A 16,640-nucleotide genomic window follows, 5' to 3' on the forward strand; every position below is an offset into this window, starting at 1 on the left:
CGATTATTTTGCGGCACAGACGCTAGGGAGAAACGATGCTGGTACTGCTTCAGGACAAAATTGATACCCCGCTTGGGCCATTATGGATTATCTGTGACGAGCAGTTCCGCCTGCGCGCCGTTGAATGGGAAGAGCATAGTGAGCGTATGGAGCAGTTGCTGGAGCTGCACTATCGCGGCGAAGGCTACCAACGCGTATCAACCCGTGACCCCGGAGGCTTAAGCCGTAAGCTCGACGCCTACTTTGCCGGCGACCTCGATATCATTGCCACCTTACCCACGGCCACGGCGGGCACACCGTTTCAGCGTGAAGTCTGGCAAACCCTGCGCACCATCCCCTGCGGACACGTCATGCATTATGGTCAGTTGGCTGAAACATTAGGCCGCCCTGGTGCCGCCCGTGCGGTGGGCGCCGCCAATGGCTCCAATCCGATCAGTATCGTCGTGCCCTGTCATCGGGTGATTGGTCGTAACGGCACCATGACCGGCTATGCCGGTGGCGTGCAGCGCAAAGAGTGGTTATTGCGCCATGAAGGGTATTTGCTGCTTTAGCGCTCTGTGCCTTTTATCGGAATCATCAGGCAACTTTACAATCAATTTCGGGTAAACATATTGCCTATTATCAATAAGATAAAAGTAATATTGCATTTACCCTTTTAATATTACGTGTTTCACCGGTTCGAGGCTTACCTGCTCACCAAAAAGATGTTAAAATTGACCAATATCAATTAAGGCTTGAGCAGACTTATGATCCCAGAAAAGAGAATTATTCGACGCATTCAGTCTGGCGGTTGCGCAATCCATTGTCAGGATTGCAGCATTAGCCAGCTTTGCATCCCTTTTACTCTGAACGAGCACGAGCTTGATCAGCTGGATAATATCATCGAGCGTAAAAAGCCTATCCAGAAAGGACAGACTCTGTTCAAAGCTGGTGATGAGCTGAAATCTCTGTATGCGATCCGTTCTGGTACCATCAAGAGCTACACGATCACCGAACAAGGTGACGAACAGATTACCGGTTTCCACCTGGCGGGCGATTTAGTCGGTTTTGATGCTATCGGTACCGCACTGCATCCGAGCTTTGCGCAGGCGCTGGAAACCTCAATGGTCTGCGAAATTCCTTTCGAAACGCTGGACGATCTTTCCGGGAAAATGCCAAATCTGCGTCAGCAGATGATGCGCCTGATGAGCGGCGAGATTAAAGGCGATCAGGATATGATTCTGCTGCTTTCCAAAAAGAATGCAGAAGAGCGCCTGGCGGCCTTTATCTACAATCTGTCCCGTCGTTTTGCGCAACGCGGCTTCTCGCCTCGTGAGTTCCGTCTGACGATGACCCGCGGCGATATCGGTAACTACCTGGGTCTGACGGTAGAGACCATCAGCCGCCTGCTAGGCCGTTTCCAGAAAAGCGGTATGCTGGCAGTGAAAGGCAAATATATCACCATCGAGAATAGTGACCTGCTTGCGCAACTCGCAGGCCAGGCCCGTAACGTCGCCTGACCCTTCGCTTTTCCCTTGCCAGATCGCTAATTTTTTTCTGATTTGTTGATCTGGCCAGGGTCATCCCCTGTTTCATTTCATCCATATAGGTTATCTTTTTAATTACAGACTGTGGTTACAGTTGTAAGGAGACCCTGTATGGCGAAGTATCAGAACATGCTGGTAGTAATCGACCCCAATCAGGACGACCAGCCTGCATTGCGGCGTGCGGTGTATCTACACCAACGGATTGGTGGACGCATCAAAGCCTTTTTGCCGATCTATGATTTTTCCTATGAGATGACCACGCTGCTATCGCCCGATGAGCGTACGGCGATGCGTCAGGGCGTCATCAGTCAACGTAGTGCCTGGATCAAAGAGCAGGCGCGGTTTTATATTGAGTCCGGTATTCCGATCGACATCAAAGTGGTATGGCACAATCGACCCTTCGAAGCCATTATCCAGGAGATCCTCACCGACAAACACGATTTACTGCTGAAGATGGCGCACCAGCATGACAAGCTGGAGGCGGTGATTTTCACCCCAACCGACTGGCATTTGCTGCGCAAATGTCCCTGCCCGGTGTGGATGGTCAAAGACCAGCCGTGGCCGGAAGGCGGCAAAGCGCTGGTGGCGGTCAATCTTGCCAGTGAAGAGAACTACCACGACGCGTTAAACGAGAAGTTAGTCAAAGAGACGCTGGAGCTGGCGGACCAGGTCAACCATACCGAAGTCCATCTGGTCGGTGCCTATCCGGTCACTCCAATCAACATCGCCATTGAGCTTCCCGATTTTGATCCCAGTATCTACAACGACGCTATTCGTGGCCAGCACCTGCTGGCGATGAAAGCGCTGCGGCAAAAATTTGGCATTGACGAAAACCGTACGCACGTTGAGAAAGGGTTACCTGAAGAGGTGATCCCCGACCTCTCTGAACATCTGCAGGCGGGGATTGTCGTGTTGGGTACCGTTGGGCGCACCGGGATTTCGGCGGCGTTTCTTGGCAATACCGCCGAACAGGTTATTGACCATCTCCGCTGCGATCTGCTGGTACTCAAGCCGGAACAATACAAAACGCCGGTTGAAATGGATGACGAAGACGACGATTAATATCGCAGCTGAAGCACCCGTGTACATCACTGTATCCCCTGCTCCGGCGGGGGATTTTTTTCTCGCCACCTCGCCCTGCTGGCATAAAAAAAGGGCCTTCCGGCCCCGTTCATCGCGATACTACAGCCACGTTGCTGTTAATGAATACCTAAACGCCACGCGTGATCGATCTCTTCTTTCAGTTCAAGTGCGGAAAGAGACATCAGATCGGCAAATTCCAGCTCGAGTAGTTTGAATTTTTTCAGGTACTGCGCGGGGGTTAAAGCTGTTGGGTCACGACGCAGGAACTCGATTGCCATTTGTGCGGGGGTTAATTCGGTATCCATAATATCCTCAGAGTGATGAAAAAACAGGCTTATTATAGCACTCCGGGGTGATGATTTTATGAGCAATTAGTGGCCTTGCTGTATATATGAAAAAGCCGTCTCAGCAGAGACGGCTTCATAATTAAAGATTATTTAGGATGATGCAGGATTACAGTGCTTTGAGGATGGCGTCCACGCTGGCTTTCGCATCACCAAACAGCATATGGGTATTGTCCTTAAAGAACAGCGGATTCTGTACACCAGCATAGCCGGTATTCATTGAACGCTTAAAGACCACCACATTCTGCGCTTTCCACACTTCCAGTACCGGCATGCCGGCAATCGGGCTCTTCGGATCGTCCTGCGCCGCTGGGTTAACGGTGTCATTCGCGCCGATAACCAGCACGGTGTCAGTGTCGGTGAAATCATCGTTGATCTCATCCATTTCCAGCACCACGTCGTACGGCACTTTCGCTTCCGCCAACAGCACGTTCATGTGTCCAGGTAAACGACCGGCAACCGGGTGAATACCAAAACGGACTTTGATGCCGCGAGCGCGGAGTCGTTCGGTGATCTCAGCCACCGGGTACTGTGCCTGTGCCACCGCCATGCCGTAGCCAGGGGTGATGATCACCGAGTGCGAGTTTTTCAGCATTTCAGCGGTATCTTCGGCGCTGATTTCGCGGTGTTCACCCACTTCCTCATCGCTACCGGTTGAGGAACCATCGGTACCAAAACCACCAGCAATGACGCTGAAGAACGAACGGTTCATCGCCTTACACATGATGTAGGAAAGAATCGCCCCTGACGAGCCCACCAGCGCACCGGTGACGATCAGCAGGTCGTTGCTCAGCATAAAGCCTGCCGCTGCCGCTGCCCAGCCCGAGTAGGAGTTCAGCATCGACACGACCACCGGCATATCTGCGCCGCCGATGGAGGCCACCAGGTGCCAGCCAAAGGCCAGAGCGATAACGGTCATCACCAGCAGCGCCAGCACCTGAGTTCCGGTGCTGTCGGTACGGACAAAGGCCACCAGCAGCAGGAAGGAAACGACCAGCGCCGCCAGGTTCAGCTTATGGCGGTGCGGCAGCATCAGCGGTTTAGATGACATCTTGCCGCACAACTTGCCAAACGCCACGATCGAACCGGTGAAGGTTACCGCACCGATGAAGATACCGAGGAACACTTCGGTCAGATGAATATTGACCAGAATCTGTTCCATACCGGTTTCATGCTGCAGGTAGCTGTTAAAGCCTACCAGCACCGCCGCAAGGCCGACAAAACTGTGGAGAACCGCCACCAGCTCCGGCATTTCGGTCATTTCGACTTTCTTCGCCAGACGAATACCGATTGCGCCACCAATAACCATCGCCAGCAGGATCCACGCGACGTTGCTGCTGTCCGGCCCCAGAATGGTAGCGATCAGCGCAATAGCCATCCCGGCAACACCGAAGTAGTTGCCCTGCTGAGATGACTCGTGTTTGGAAAGCCCGGCCAGGCTAAAAATAAAGAGGATCGCGGCAACAATGTATGCAGCTGTAACTAATCCACCAGACATGTGTTACCCCTTATCCTTTGCGGAACATTTTCAGCATGCGCTGAGTAACGGTGAAACCACCAAAAATATTAATGCTGGCGATCAGCACCGCGATAAAACTCAGGAAGCTGACCCAGCCACCGTGGCCGATCTGCAATAATGCCCCGACAACAATAATCCCTGAAATGGCGTTAGTGACCGACATCAGCGGCGTATGCAGCGCATGGGAAACGTTCCATACCACGTAATAGCCAACCACGCAGGAGAGCGCGAACACGGTGAAGTGTCCGAGGAATTCTTTCGGCGCAACGTTAGCCAGCCAGCCGAACAGAATAATCGCCAGCGCCATCAGCGCGTATTTGCGCCACGGTGAAGCCGGTTTTTCTGGCTCTTTAGGTGCCTCTACGGTCTTCGCTGCAGCCTGCGGCTGAGCGGAAACCTGAATCGGCGGCGCCGGCCAGGTCACTTCGCCTTCACGCACGACGGTCACGCCACGGACGACAACGTCGTCAAAGTCGATGGTGATGTTGCCATCTTTCTCTTTGCAGAGCAGCTTCAGCAGGTTGACCAGGTTGGTGCCGTACAGCTGGGAGGACTGCGTCGGCAGACGGCCCGGCAGGTCGGTATAACCAATGATCTTCACGCCGTTGGCAGTGGTGACCACTTCGCCTGGGACGGTGTATTCACAGTTGCCGCCATTCTGCGAGGCCAGGTCGACCACAACGCTACCGGCGGTCATGGAATCGACCATTTCGCGAGTAATCAGCTTCGGTGCCGGTTTGCCTGGGATCAGCGCGGTGGTGACGATAATGTCGACTTCTTTTGCCTGGGCGGCAAACAGCGCCATTTCCGCTTTAATAAAGGCTTCAGACATGACTTTGGCATACCCATCGCCACTGCCGGCCTCTTCCTTAAAGTCCAGCTCAAGGAACTCGGCGCCCATACTCTGCACCTGTTCTTTTACTTCCGGACGGGTATCAAACGCACGTACGATCGCCCCGAGGCTATTCGCTGCACCGATGGCTGCCAGTCCGGCAACGCCGGCGCCGATCACCATCACTTTTGCCGGTGGCACTTTGCCCGCGGCGGTGATCTGACCAGTAAAGAAACGACCAAATTCATGGGCCGCTTCTACAATCGCACGATAGCCGGCGATGTTGGCCATTGAACTTAACGCATCCAGCGACTGGGCGCGCGAAATACGCGGCACCGAATCCATCGCCATGACGTTAATATTGCGCTCAGCCAGCTTCGCCATTAATTCAGGATTTTGTGCCGGCCAGATAAAACTCACCAGCGTGGTGCCTGGATTTAGCAACGCAATTTCATGTTCTTCAGGTGCATTGACCTTAAGAATAATGGGCGACTGCCAGACTTCGGCACCCTCCACCACTTCAGCTCCCGCCTGAATAAAGGCGTCGTCATCGAAACTTGCCAGCTGGCCCGCGCCGCTTTCAACAGCGACGGTAAACCCGAGTTTCAGTAGCTGCTCCACCGTTTTCGGCGTGGCGGCTACGCGGGTTTCATTGGCAAACCGTTCTTTTGGTACCCCGATACGCATAGTTTTCCCTTCCATCGGTTTTTGATGATGGTTTTCTTCTTCTCACCGACAAGGGGTCATGACAACAACGTCATGGTCCCCTCATCGACGGATAAATGAAACAGTAACAAACTTTTTATAACCTACTGAAAATACCGATTGTGATCTACAGCGATAAAACAGAAATTTTGATTTTATTGGTAAAACTCACCGTGAACCGTGTCAGGCAGCAATATTTACCTTAATTTTATAGCCAGGCCTGATAATTCGCTTAACTGGAGCGTTTACACACCATTAACCGCCGACCTAAACAAGGAATTAACATTACATTAACTTATAAAAGTGATATCGATTATCAATTTTGCTGGTCAAGCGGCTGTTTTTTCAACATATCACAATTTGTTATGTTTCTGTGACGCACCTTTCGGGCGGTCAACAAAAAATGACGCAGACAGTCGCTCCTTTTAAATGCAATAATCGAGCGTTATCAGTCAACAACAATACCAATACATGGTTTGCGCAAGGCAAAGGATTATTTTTATGAAGCTTAAGAACTCACTCCTGGCGTCTGCTCTTCTGGCTACGACGGCATTGTCAGCCCATGCAGCGACCGAGCTGACTCCGGAGCAGGCAGCGGCGTTAAAACCCTACGATCGGGTGGTGATCACGGGTCGTTTTACGGCGATTGGCGATGCAGTGAAAGCAATGTCCCGCAAAGCGGACAAAGAAGGCGCGGCCTCGTTTTATGTTGTCGACACTTCTGATTATGGCAACAGCGGTAACTGGCGCGTCACGGCCGATTTCTACAAAGACAACGCCCCTCAGGCCGATGCGCCTAAAAACCGCGTTATCAACGGCGTGATGGAGCTGCCGAAAGACCAGGCGGTTGAGCTGGAACCTTTCGATACCGTGACCGTGCAGGGCTTCTATCGCAGCCAGCCAGAAGTGAATGACGCGATCACCAAAGCGGCGAAAGCCAAGGGTGCAGCCTCCTTCTTTATCGTCCGTCAGGTTGATGCCAACCAGGGCGGCAACCAGCGTATTACCGCCTATGTCTACAAAGCCGACGCCAAAAAACGCGTTCTGCAGAGCCCGGATGCCATTCCGGCAGATTCTGAAGCCGGGCGTGCTGCGCTGGCTGAAGGCGGTAGCGCTGCGAAAAACGTTGAAATCCCGGGCGTCGCCACCACCGCTGCGGTCGGTGCGGGTACCGGTGTCGGTCGCTTCTTCGAAACCCAGTCATCGAAAGGCGGACGTTACACTGTCACCCTGCCGGACGGTACCAAAGTCGAGGAAGTGAACAAGATCACCGCGGCACAGATGGCGCCATTCGATAGCATTAAGTTCACCGGGAACTACGGCAACATGACCGAAATTTCCTACCAGACCGCGAAACGTGCCGCGAAGAAAGGTGCCAAGTTCTACCACATCACCCGCCAGTGGCAGGAACGTGGTGGTAACATCACCATCAGCGCAGATCTGTATAAGTAATCGCGCCTGTTCTGTCTAAAAAGGCGGCATCCAGCCGCCTTTTTGTTTTTTTTCACCCGTCACCATTGCATGCGTACAAGACACTCCGTAAAATCCCGCGCCTTAGCGTAATCCTCCATTTTTATGCGATTTCGCCAAATAAATATTCTTGATTCACTGCCGTCACCTCGGGAATACAATGGAAAAGAAACTGGGCCTCAGCGCCTTGACTGCCCTGGTACTGAGCTCCATGCTGGGCGCTGGCGTGTTCAGCCTGCCGCAAAATATGGCGGCCGTCGCCAGTCCATCGGCCCTGCTGATCGGTTGGGCGATTACCGGCGTGGGTATTTTATTCCTCGCCTTCGCGATGCTGCTGCTGACCCGTATTCGCCCCGAGCTGGACGGCGGTATTTTCACCTATGCCCGCGAAGGCTTTGGTGAACTGATCGGTTTCTGTTCCGCCTGGGGATACTGGCTGTGTGCGGTGATCGCCAACGTCTCTTATCTGGTGATTGTCTTTGCCGCGCTCAGCTTCTTCACCGATATCCCTGGCCACACTATTTTCGGTAACGGCAATACCTGGCAGGCGATCGTCGGCGCTTCGCTGCTGCTGTGGGTGGTGCACTTCCTGGTGCTGCGCGGCGTACAAACCGCAGCAGGGATAAACCTGATTGCCACGCTTGCCAAACTGGTCCCGCTCGGTGCTTTTGTCGTACTGGCCATTATGGCCTTTCGTCTCGAGACCTTTAAGCTTGATTTCAGCGGCGTGGCGCTCGGCGTGCCGGTCTGGGAACAGGTCAAAAACACCATGCTCATCACTCTGTGGGTGTTTATCGGCGTCGAAGGTGCCGTGGTAGTTTCCGCCCGTGCGCGCAATAAGCAGGATGTTGGCCGGGCAACCCTGTTAGCGGTGCTTTCTGCGCTGGCGGTATACCTGTTGGTCACGCTGCTGTCGCTGGGCGTGGTCGCCCGACCTGAACTGGCCGAAATGCGCAACCCGTCGATGGCCGGACTGATGGTGAAAATGATGGGCTCCTGGGGCGAAGTGGTGATTGCCGCCGGGCTGATTGTTTCCGTCTGCGGCGCGTACCTGAGCTGGACCATTATGGCCGCGGAAGTCCCGTGGCTGGCCGCCACGCATAAAGCGTTTCCGCGGATGTTTGCCCGGCAGAACAAAAATAATGCGCCGTCGTCATCCCTGTGGCTGACCAATATCAGCGTCCAGTTGTCGCTGGTGCTGATCTGGCTGACTAAGTCAGATTACAATACGCTGTTGACCATCGCCTCCGAGATGATTCTGGTCCCCTATTTCCTGGTTGGCGCCTTCCTGCTGAAGATTGCCGTACGCCCGGTACATAAGGTGGTGGGTGTCGGCGCCTGCATTTATGGCTTATGGTTATTATATGCATCCGGCCCTGTGCATTTATTATTGTCAGTGATACTTTACGCTCCGGGTCTTCTGGTTTTCCTGTACGCGCGCCGTACGCACCAGCACGATCGCATGCTTAAACGCCGTGAATTAGCCTTAATTGCTTTTTTACTGGTTGCCGCCGTACCGGCAACGTGGATGCTGGTGGGGTAAGCGGTTGCCCTGCCGCTTAACTCAATGGAGATACCCATGGATACCCGACAGCCTCGCCCGATATTAATTACCGGAGGAGGCCGCCGTATTGGCCTCGCACTGGCGCACCATTTTCTGAGTCAACAGCAGCCGGTTATCATCAGTTATCGCACCCACTATCCAGCTATTGACGCGCTGCGCAATGCCGGGGCCATTTGCCTCGCCGCCGATTTCAACAGCGACGACGCGATTATGACTTTCGCCGAAGCGGTGAAGCAGCATGCCGGCAACGGTCTGCGCGCCATTGTCCATAATGCCAGCGACTGGATGGCGGAAAAGCCAGGCGTCCCGTTGAGCACCGTACTGTCCAGCATGATGCAGATCCACGTCCATGTCCCCTATCTCCTGAACCATGCGTTGGAAGGCCTGCTCCGCGGTCACGGTCATGCCGCTAGCGATATTATTCATATCACGGACTATGTGGTAGAACGCGGTAGTGATAAACATATCGCCTATGCCGCCAGCAAGGCCGCGCTGGATAACATGACCCGCTCCTTTGCCCGCAAGCTGGCGCCGGAAATCAAAGTCAACGCGGTGGCACCGTCGCTGATCATGTTTAATGAAGGTGACGATGCCGAATATCGTCGGCAGGCGCTGGATAAATCACTGATGAAAAGCGTGGCGGGTGAGCAGGAAATTATCGACCTGCTCGAATACCTGTTTGCCAGTCATTTCGTGACCGGACGTTCTTTCGCCGTGGATGGCGGCAGACACCTGCGCTAGTGGAACCGGCTCCAGCCGAGAATCAGAAGCCAGGCACACAAGCTCCAGCATCCGACTGCGCCCGCCAACGCGTAAGGCAGGCGCATCATTGCGGTGAAGTACCACAGCGACAGCAGATATATGAAATAGGGAATAATGGACCACATCCCAAAAACAATGGTCGTGCGCAGTGCTTCAATGCCGCGCTCGCTGGCGACAATATAATGCGCGATCAGGGCAAACGTCGGAAACAGCGGAATTAATCCGGCAATATAATAGTTTTTGGTTTTAGACAGCACTCCAATCAACACCACCACCAGCGCCCCTAGCAACGCTTTTATCAACAACGCCATACCTAAAGCCTTAACCTTTTAACAACAAGATGAAGCAGCATAGCGGAAGTAGACAGATACACAATATCCTTCACGACAATAGGCCTGCAGGGTGACATCCATTTTTATAAAAGAGTAATGGCGGGTACAGTAGTGCCGGTGTATGTTAATTCTTTTTCTTGAATACCTATTATATGAATAAGATCGTTTTTGTTGAGGATGATCCGGAAGTGGGCGCGCTGATTGCAGCCTATCTCGGAAAGCACGATATGGATGTGGTAGTGGAACCACGCGGTGACAGGGCAGAAGCGGTTATCGCCGTGGAAAAACCCGACCTGGTGTTACTGGACATCATGCTGCCCGGAAAAGATGGCATGACGCTGTGCCGCGATCTTCGTGGTCAGTGGCAAGGTCCGATTGTGCTGCTCACCTCGCTCGATAGCGATATGAACCATATATTGTCTTTGGAAATGGGCGCCAGTGATTACATCCTGAAAACCACGCCGCCTGCCGTGCTGCTAGCCCGCCTGCGTCTCCATTTGCGCCAGCACGTCACCGTGGCGGTGAATACCACCCCAACGGCGCTCACCCAACATAAAACCATCACCTTCGGCTCGCTGCTGATCGACCCGGTCAATCGTCAGGTCCTCCTCGGCGGCGAGAGCGTCGCCCTGTCCACCGCCGATTTTGAACTGCTGTGGGAGCTGGCAACCCATGCCGGGCAAATTATGGATCGCGATGCCCTGCTGAAAAACCTGCGTGGCGTGAGTTACGACGGGATGGATCGCAGCGTCGATGTGGCGATTTCTCGTCTGCGTAAGAAACTGCTCGATAGCGCAACGGAACCCTATCGCATCAAAACGGTGCGGAATAAAGGCTATCTGTTCGCCCCGCACGCCTGGGATAACTAACGGCTCAGCCATCGGCCGGGATATCTACCATTCAGGCCGATGACGCTGTCTGCGCGGGTCAACATCAACACAATATCGTTCAGCGTGACTATTGCGGTGAGATTTTATGAAAAAGCTGTTTGTGCAGTTCTACCTTCTGCTGTTCGTCTGCTTCCTGGTGATGACGATGCTTGTGGGGCTGGTGTATAAATTCACCGCCGAACGCGCTGGCCGGCAGTCGCTGGACGACCTGATGAAGAGCTCGCTGTATTTAATGCGCAGTGAACTGCGGGAGATACCGCCGCGGGACTGGAGCAAAACGCTGAAAGAGCTGGACCTTAATCTGTCATTTGATCTGCACATCGAGCCGCTGAGCAAATTTAAGCTCTCAGAAAACTCGATGCAGCATCTGCGTGCCGGCGATATTGTCGCCCTCGATGACGAATACACTTTCATCCAGCGGATCCCGCGCAGCCACTATGTTTTATCGGTGGGCCCAGTGCCTTATCTCTACTTTTTGCATGAAATGCGCCTGCTGGATGTGGCGTTGATGGCTTTCATCGCTATCTCCCTGGCCTTTCCGGTGTTTATCTGGATGCGTCCTCACTGGCAGGATATGTTGCGCCTCGAGACCGCCGCCCAGCGCTTCGGTGAAGGACATTTTACTGAACGGATCCACTTCGACAGCATGTCCAGCTTCGAGCGTTTGGGGGTGGCCTTTAATCAGATGGCTGACAACATCAATGCGCTGATCGCCAGTAAGAAGCAGTTGATTGACGGGATTGCGCACGAGTTACGCACCCCACTGGTACGCCTGCGCTATCGCCTGGAGATGAGTGAAAATCTAACCGAGGCGGAGTCGCAGGCGCTGAACCGCGATATCGGCCAGTTGGAAGCGTTAATTGAAGAACTGCTGACCTACGCCCGACTGGACCGGCCGCAGAATGAGCTGAACCTGACCACCCCCGATTTCCCGGCGTGGATAGAGACCCACATCGATGAGATCCAGCTGGTCAACCCGCAGCGTGATGTGACGCTGCATAATATCGTTGCCGGTAATTACGGCGCGCTGGATATGCGCCTGATGGCGCGCGTACTGGATAACCTGGTAAACAATGCCCTGCGCTACAGCAGTCAACGTATCCAGGTGAGCCTGACGCTGCAGGGCTCCCGGGCGACGCTACAGGTTGAGGATGACGGGCCGGGGATCGCGCCAGATGAGCGTGAACGGGTGTTTGAGCCATTTGTACGACTCGACCCAAGCCGCGACCGTGCCACCGGCGGCTGTGGGCTGGGACTGGCGATCGTGCACAGTATCGCCCAGGCCATGTCCGGAGACGTCAGCTGCGACGCCAGTTCGCTCGGCGGTGCACGTTTTAGTTTCAGCTGGCCCATCTACCACCAGTTGCCCGATTTAAGTACTGCCTGACGGTTCTTGCAGCGAAGCCGCGGCCTGCGTATAGTCATTAATCAAACAGTATGTTGTAACTAAGGTGAATGTAATGGCTGACTATGACCTCGTTGAACGTCTGAGTGATACCTTCCGCCAGCTGGAGCGCGAACTACAGCAGCTCCAGCAGCGCCTGCGTGACTGCCGCCTGCTGGCCGCCCGGGTCTTTGAGCTGCCTGCCGTTAGCAAGGAGACGGAACACCTGCCGCTGGAAACGATCCAGGTGGTCCAGCACCTCGGTCAAACCGCGCTCGAGATGAGCCTGCGCCATTACAGCCATCTGTTTATTCAGCAGCAATCGGAACGCCGGAGCAGCAAAGCTGCGGTCCGCCTGCCCGGCGCTATCTGCCTGCAGGCTGACGGCGAGCAACAGGTGGTGCTGCATCAGCACATTGCCCGTATCAACGCCCTGAAAGCGGCGTTCGAGAAGATCGTCACCGTTGAATCCGGCCTGCCTGCCGCCGCCCGTTTTGAGTGGGTCCACCGCCATCTACCGGGGCTTATCACCCTCAGCGCTTACCGCACCCTGACGGTCTTAAGCGATCCCAGCACCATTCGCTTCGGTTGGGCCAATAAACACGTCATTAAAAATCTCACCCGCGACGAGGTACTGGCGCAGCTGGAAAAAAGCCTGCAATCGCCGCGCGCGGTTCCGCCATGGACGCGCGAGCAGTGGCAAAGCAAGCTGGAGCGGGAGTATCAGGATATCGCCGCCCTGCCGCAGCGGGCAAAACTCAAGATTAAACGGCCGGTGAAAGTGCAGCCGATTGCTCGAGTGTGGTACGCGGATGCGCAAAAACAGGTGCAGCACGCCTGCCCTGGCCCGCTGATTGCGCTGATATCCGGTACGCGCGGGGTGAGCGTACCGGATCTCGGAGAACTGCTGAATTATGACAGTGACAATGTGCAATACCGTTATAAACCCCAGGCGCAGTCGCTGAGATTGCTGATCCCGCGGCTGCACCTGTGGTTGGCTAACGAGTAACCATGCTGCCGACCATCTCTTCTGGGCGCACCCAGCTGTCGAATTCAGCTTCCGTCAGGTAGCCCAGCGCCAGTGCAGAGGCTTTCAGCGTGAGCCCCTCTTTATGGGCCTTTTTCGCAATTTCAGCCGCTTTGTCGTAGCCGATATGGGTATTTAGCGCGGTCACCAGCATCAGGGACTCGTTGAGCAACTGGTTGATGCGCTCCCGATTGGGTTCAATCCCGACGGCACAGTGCTCATTGAAGCTCTCCATGCCGTCAGCCAGTAGCCTGACGGACTGCAGGAAATTATGGATAACCATCGGGCGGTAGACGTTGAGCTCAAAGTTACCTGAAGCCCCACCGATATTGACCGCCACATCGTTCCCCAGCACCTGGCAACAGAGCATCGTCAGCGCTTCACACTGCGTCGGGTTGACCTTGCCGGGCATAATCGAGGAGCCGGGCTCATTTTCCGGAATCGCAATCTCACCGATGCCGCAGCGCGGGCCGGAGGCAAGCCAGCGCACATCGTTGGCGATTTTCATCAACGAGGCCGCCAGCCCTTTCAACGCGCCGTGGGCGTGCACCAGCGCATCGCAGGTGGCGAGGGCTTCAAACTTGTTCGGCGCGGTCACAAACGGCTGACCGCTGAGGGCCGCCAGTTCCGCCGCAACGCGAACGGCGTATTCCGGATGGGTGTTCAGCCCGGTCCCCACCGCCGTCCCTCCCAGCGCCAGCTCGCTCAGGTGTGGCAGGCACAGCTCCAGATGACGAAGATTATGTTCCAGCATCGCCACCCAGCCGGAGAACTCCTGACCGAGAGTCAGCGGCGTGGCGTCCTGCAGATGGGTGCGGCCGATTTTGACGATATCGTTGAACGCGGTGGATTTGTCATTGAGGGTCTGGGTCAGCGTCCGTAGCTGAGGAATAAGCTTTTCACGCAGAGCGATAATTGCCGCTACGTGCATCGCGGTCGGGAAAACGTCGTTGGAGCTTTGGCTCTTATTCACGTCATCGTTTGGATGCACTTTACGCTCCATCCCCCGCACGCCGCCCAGCAGTTCGCTGGCGCGGTTTGCCAGCACTTCATTCATGTTCATGTTGCTCTGGGTACCGGAACCGGTCTGCCAGATAGCCAACGGAAATTCATCCGGATGGCGCCCCGCCAGCACTTCATCGGCGGCGCTCATGATAGCTTCCGCCTTTTCCGCCCCCAGCAGGCCCAGATCCTGGTTAACCCGCGCCGCCGCCCGTTTAGTCAGCGCCAGCGCATAGATCAGTTCGCCCGGCATTTTTTCCGTCGAGATGCGGAAATGTTCCAGCGAACGTTGGGTCTGCGCGCCCCAGAGTTTGTCGTCAGGCACCTCAATCGCGCCCATAGAGTCTTTTTCACTGCGATGCGTTGTCATTACTTTCTCCTTGAATACAAAGTCAGTCGTTGTGACAAGGCTCACCTGCTTTAAAACCTACAGTATTGGTCAGATTTTTAATTATGGATTGGTGGTTCGTGCCGCTAAGCGACATAAAAAAACCGCCCCGAAGGGCGGCCAGGATTATTTCACACAGCGTGTGCATTGCGAGGTCTGAATCTGCTGGAAGAAGTCGTTACCTTTGTCATCCACCAGAATGAACGCCGGGAAGTCTTCCACTTCAATTTTCCAGATAGCTTCCATTCCCAGCTCCGGATACGCCACGCACTCCAGGCTGCGAATGCTCTGCTGTGCCAGCACCGCCGCTGGGCCACCGATACTGCCGAGGTAGAAACCACCATGCTTATGACAGGCATCAGTCACCTGCTGGCTGCGGTTGCCTTTCGCCAGCATGATCTTACTGGCGCCATGGGACTGCAGCAGATCGACGTAGGAGTCCATCCGCCCTGCGGTAGTCGGGCCGAGCGATCCGGAAGCATACCCGTCCGGGGTTTTCGCCGGACCGGCATAGTAGATCGGATGGTCTTTGACGTACTGCGGCAGCGTTTCGCCGTTATCCAACAGCTCTTTCAACTTAGCGTGAGCAATATCGCGCGCCACGATGATGGTGCCGCTTAGCGACAGTCGCGTCGATACCGGGTACTGCGACAACAGGGCCAGGATCTCGCTCATCGGCTGATTGAGGTTGACCTTGACCGCCTCGCCTTCACCGGCCTGGCGCAGCGCTTCCGGGATATACTTCCCAGGGTTGCTTTCCAGTTTTTCCAGCCAGATACCGTCGCGGTTGATCTTGGCTTTGATATTGCGGTCTGCAGAGCACGATACCCCCATCCCGACCGGGCAGGAGGCGCCGTGGCGCGGCAGGCGCACAACGCGGATATCGTGAGCAAAGTATTTGCCGCCAAACTGCGCGCCGAGGCCGAGGTTCTGCGCTTCCAGCAGCAGCTCTTGCTCCAGTTGCACGTCGCGGAAGGCCTGACCGTGCTCGTTCCCTTCGGTCGGCAGGCCGTCGTAATAGTGGGTCGAGGCCAGCTTGACGGTTTTCAGAGTCGATTCCGCCGAGGTCCCACCAATCACGAAGGCGATATGGTACGGCGGGCAAGCCGCAGTACCGAGGGTGCGCATCTTCTCAACCAGGTAGTTTTTCAGCTTCGCCGGGGTGATCAGCGCTTTGGTTTCCTGGTAGAGATAGGTCTTGTTAGCGGAGCCGCCGCCCTTGGCGATGCACAGGAATTTGTACTCGTCGCCATCGGTGGCGTAGAGGTCGATCTGCGCCGGCAGGTTGGTGCCGGTATTGACCTCGTTATACATATCCAGCGGGGCATTCTGCGAATAGCGCAGGTTGTCCTGGATATAGGTGTTATAGACCCCTTGCGCCAGCGCCGCTTCGTCACCACCGCCGGTCCACACGCGCTGACCTTTTTTGCCGGTGATGATCGCCGTCCCGGTATCCTGGCAGGTCGGTAAAATGCCTTTGGCCGCAATATCGGAGTTGCGCAGGAACTGCAGGGCGACATATTTGTCGTTTTCGCTGGCTTCCGGGTCGCTAAGGATATCGGCAACCTGCTGCTGATGTGCCGGGCGTAACATAAAGGAGGCGTCGTGGAAGGCGTGCTGTGCCAGAAGGGTCAGTGCCTGGGGTTCTACCTTGAGGATTTCCTGGCCGGCGAACTCGGCGACAGAGACGTAATCACGACTGAGGAGATAATACTCGGTGTCATCCTTTTTGAGGGGAAAAGGATCCTGATAAACAAACGGTTTATTCGACATTGTGCTCTCACTTACTGCTTGGCTGATTATATTTCAGGC

15 protein-coding genes are annotated in these 16,640 nt (G+C 55.0%); 9 read left to right on the top strand and 6 right to left on the bottom strand.

From position 1 onward, the window contains the following. Positions 1–35: 35 nt before the first annotated feature. The 3 genes from ogt to uspE all read left to right on the top strand — a co-directional run bounded on the left by ogt (position 36) and on the right by uspE (position 2,588). On the top strand, positions 36–551 hold the full coding sequence (gene ogt / locus ACMYSO_RS03130; protein WP_434669250.1) for a methylated-DNA--[protein]-cysteine S-methyltransferase: 516 nt from the start codon (positions 36–38) through the stop codon (positions 549–551). Positions 552–746: 195 nt separating this feature from the next. Beyond that, positions 747–1,499, top strand: a complete 753-nt coding sequence (gene fnr / locus ACMYSO_RS03135) for a fumarate/nitrate reduction transcriptional regulator Fnr (RefSeq protein ID WP_004862555.1) — start codon at positions 747–749, stop codon at positions 1,497–1,499. 138 nt (positions 1,500–1,637) lie between these two features. Next, complete coding sequence (gene uspE, locus ACMYSO_RS03140; protein ID WP_123754548.1) at positions 1,638–2,588, top strand: universal stress protein UspE; 951 nt, start codon at positions 1,638–1,640, stop codon at positions 2,586–2,588. 137 nt (positions 2,589–2,725) lie between these two features. Here uspE and ACMYSO_RS03145 read toward each other — a convergent pair whose 3' ends face one another. The 3 genes from ACMYSO_RS03145 to pntA form a co-directional block, all read right to left on the bottom strand. After that, complete coding sequence (locus ACMYSO_RS03145; protein WP_123754549.1) at positions 2,726–2,914, bottom strand: YdiH family protein; 189 nt, start codon at positions 2,912–2,914, stop codon at positions 2,726–2,728. 148 nt (positions 2,915–3,062) lie between these two features. Next, positions 3,063–4,451: a Re/Si-specific NAD(P)(+) transhydrogenase subunit beta gene (gene pntB, locus ACMYSO_RS03150; RefSeq protein ID WP_434669253.1), complete on the bottom strand. Its 1,389-nt coding sequence runs from the start codon at positions 4,449–4,451 to the stop codon at positions 3,063–3,065. A gap of 10 nt (positions 4,452–4,461) precedes the next feature. Further along, a complete protein-coding gene (pntA, locus tag ACMYSO_RS03155; protein WP_434584522.1) occupies positions 4,462–5,991 on the bottom strand; it encodes a Re/Si-specific NAD(P)(+) transhydrogenase subunit alpha in 1,530 nt (509 codons plus the stop codon). Positions 5,992–6,510: 519 nt separating this feature from the next. Between pntA and ydgH the strand changes: the two genes are divergently transcribed. The 3 genes from ydgH to folM all read left to right on the top strand — a co-directional run bounded on the left by ydgH (position 6,511) and on the right by folM (position 9,784). Next, positions 6,511–7,461 carry a DUF1471 family protein YdgH gene (gene ydgH, locus ACMYSO_RS03160; protein ID WP_434669255.1) on the top strand — a complete coding sequence of 317 codons (951 nt, stop codon included), beginning with the start codon at positions 6,511–6,513 and terminating at the stop codon, positions 7,459–7,461. Between the two features lie 178 nt (positions 7,462–7,639). Further along, entirely contained in the window at positions 7,640–9,022 is a 1,383-nt protein-coding gene (locus ACMYSO_RS03165; RefSeq protein ID WP_434669256.1) for an amino acid permease, read from the top strand. Positions 9,023–9,058: 36 nt separating this feature from the next. Beyond that, complete coding sequence (gene folM, locus ACMYSO_RS03170; RefSeq protein ID WP_434669257.1) at positions 9,059–9,784, top strand: dihydromonapterin reductase; 726 nt, start codon at positions 9,059–9,061, stop codon at positions 9,782–9,784. Here folM and ACMYSO_RS03175 read toward each other — a convergent pair. Continuing rightward, positions 9,781–10,116, bottom strand: a complete 336-nt coding sequence (locus tag ACMYSO_RS03175) for a GlpM family protein (RefSeq protein ID WP_123754556.1) — start codon at positions 10,114–10,116, stop codon at positions 9,781–9,783. The two genes, folM and ACMYSO_RS03175, sit on opposite strands and share 4 nt — an antisense overlap. Before the next feature lie 173 nt (positions 10,117–10,289). Between ACMYSO_RS03175 and rstA the strand changes: the two genes are divergently transcribed. The 3 genes from rstA to tus all read left to right on the top strand — a co-directional run bounded on the left by rstA (position 10,290) and on the right by tus (position 13,420). Beyond that, a complete protein-coding gene (rstA, locus tag ACMYSO_RS03180; protein ID WP_434669259.1) occupies positions 10,290–11,006 on the top strand; it encodes a two-component system response regulator RstA in 717 nt (238 codons plus the stop codon). Positions 11,007–11,112: 106 nt separating this feature from the next. Then, positions 11,113–12,414 carry a two-component system sensor histidine kinase RstB gene (rstB, locus tag ACMYSO_RS03185; RefSeq protein ID WP_434669261.1) on the top strand — a complete coding sequence of 434 codons (1,302 nt, stop codon included), beginning with the start codon at positions 11,113–11,115 and terminating at the stop codon, positions 12,412–12,414. Positions 12,415–12,487: 73 nt separating this feature from the next. Further along, a complete protein-coding gene (tus, locus tag ACMYSO_RS03190; RefSeq protein WP_434669263.1) occupies positions 12,488–13,420 on the top strand; it encodes a DNA replication terminus site-binding protein in 933 nt (310 codons plus the stop codon). Here tus and fumC read toward each other — a convergent pair. Then, positions 13,410–14,810 carry a class II fumarate hydratase gene (gene fumC / locus ACMYSO_RS03195; RefSeq protein WP_434669265.1) on the bottom strand — a complete coding sequence of 467 codons (1,401 nt, stop codon included), beginning with the start codon at positions 14,808–14,810 and terminating at the stop codon, positions 13,410–13,412. The two genes, tus and fumC, sit on opposite strands and share 11 nt — an antisense overlap. A gap of 144 nt (positions 14,811–14,954) precedes the next feature. Then, entirely contained in the window at positions 14,955–16,601 is a 1,647-nt protein-coding gene (gene fumA, locus ACMYSO_RS03200) for a class I fumarate hydratase FumA (protein WP_434669267.1), read from the bottom strand. Between the last annotated feature and the right edge of the window lie 39 nt (positions 16,602–16,640).

Origin of the sequence: Klebsiella sp. B345, assembly GCF_051131735.1 — a bacterium.
In the GTDB taxonomy this organism is placed as follows: domain Bacteria; phylum Pseudomonadota; class Gammaproteobacteria; order Enterobacterales; family Enterobacteriaceae; genus Klebsiella.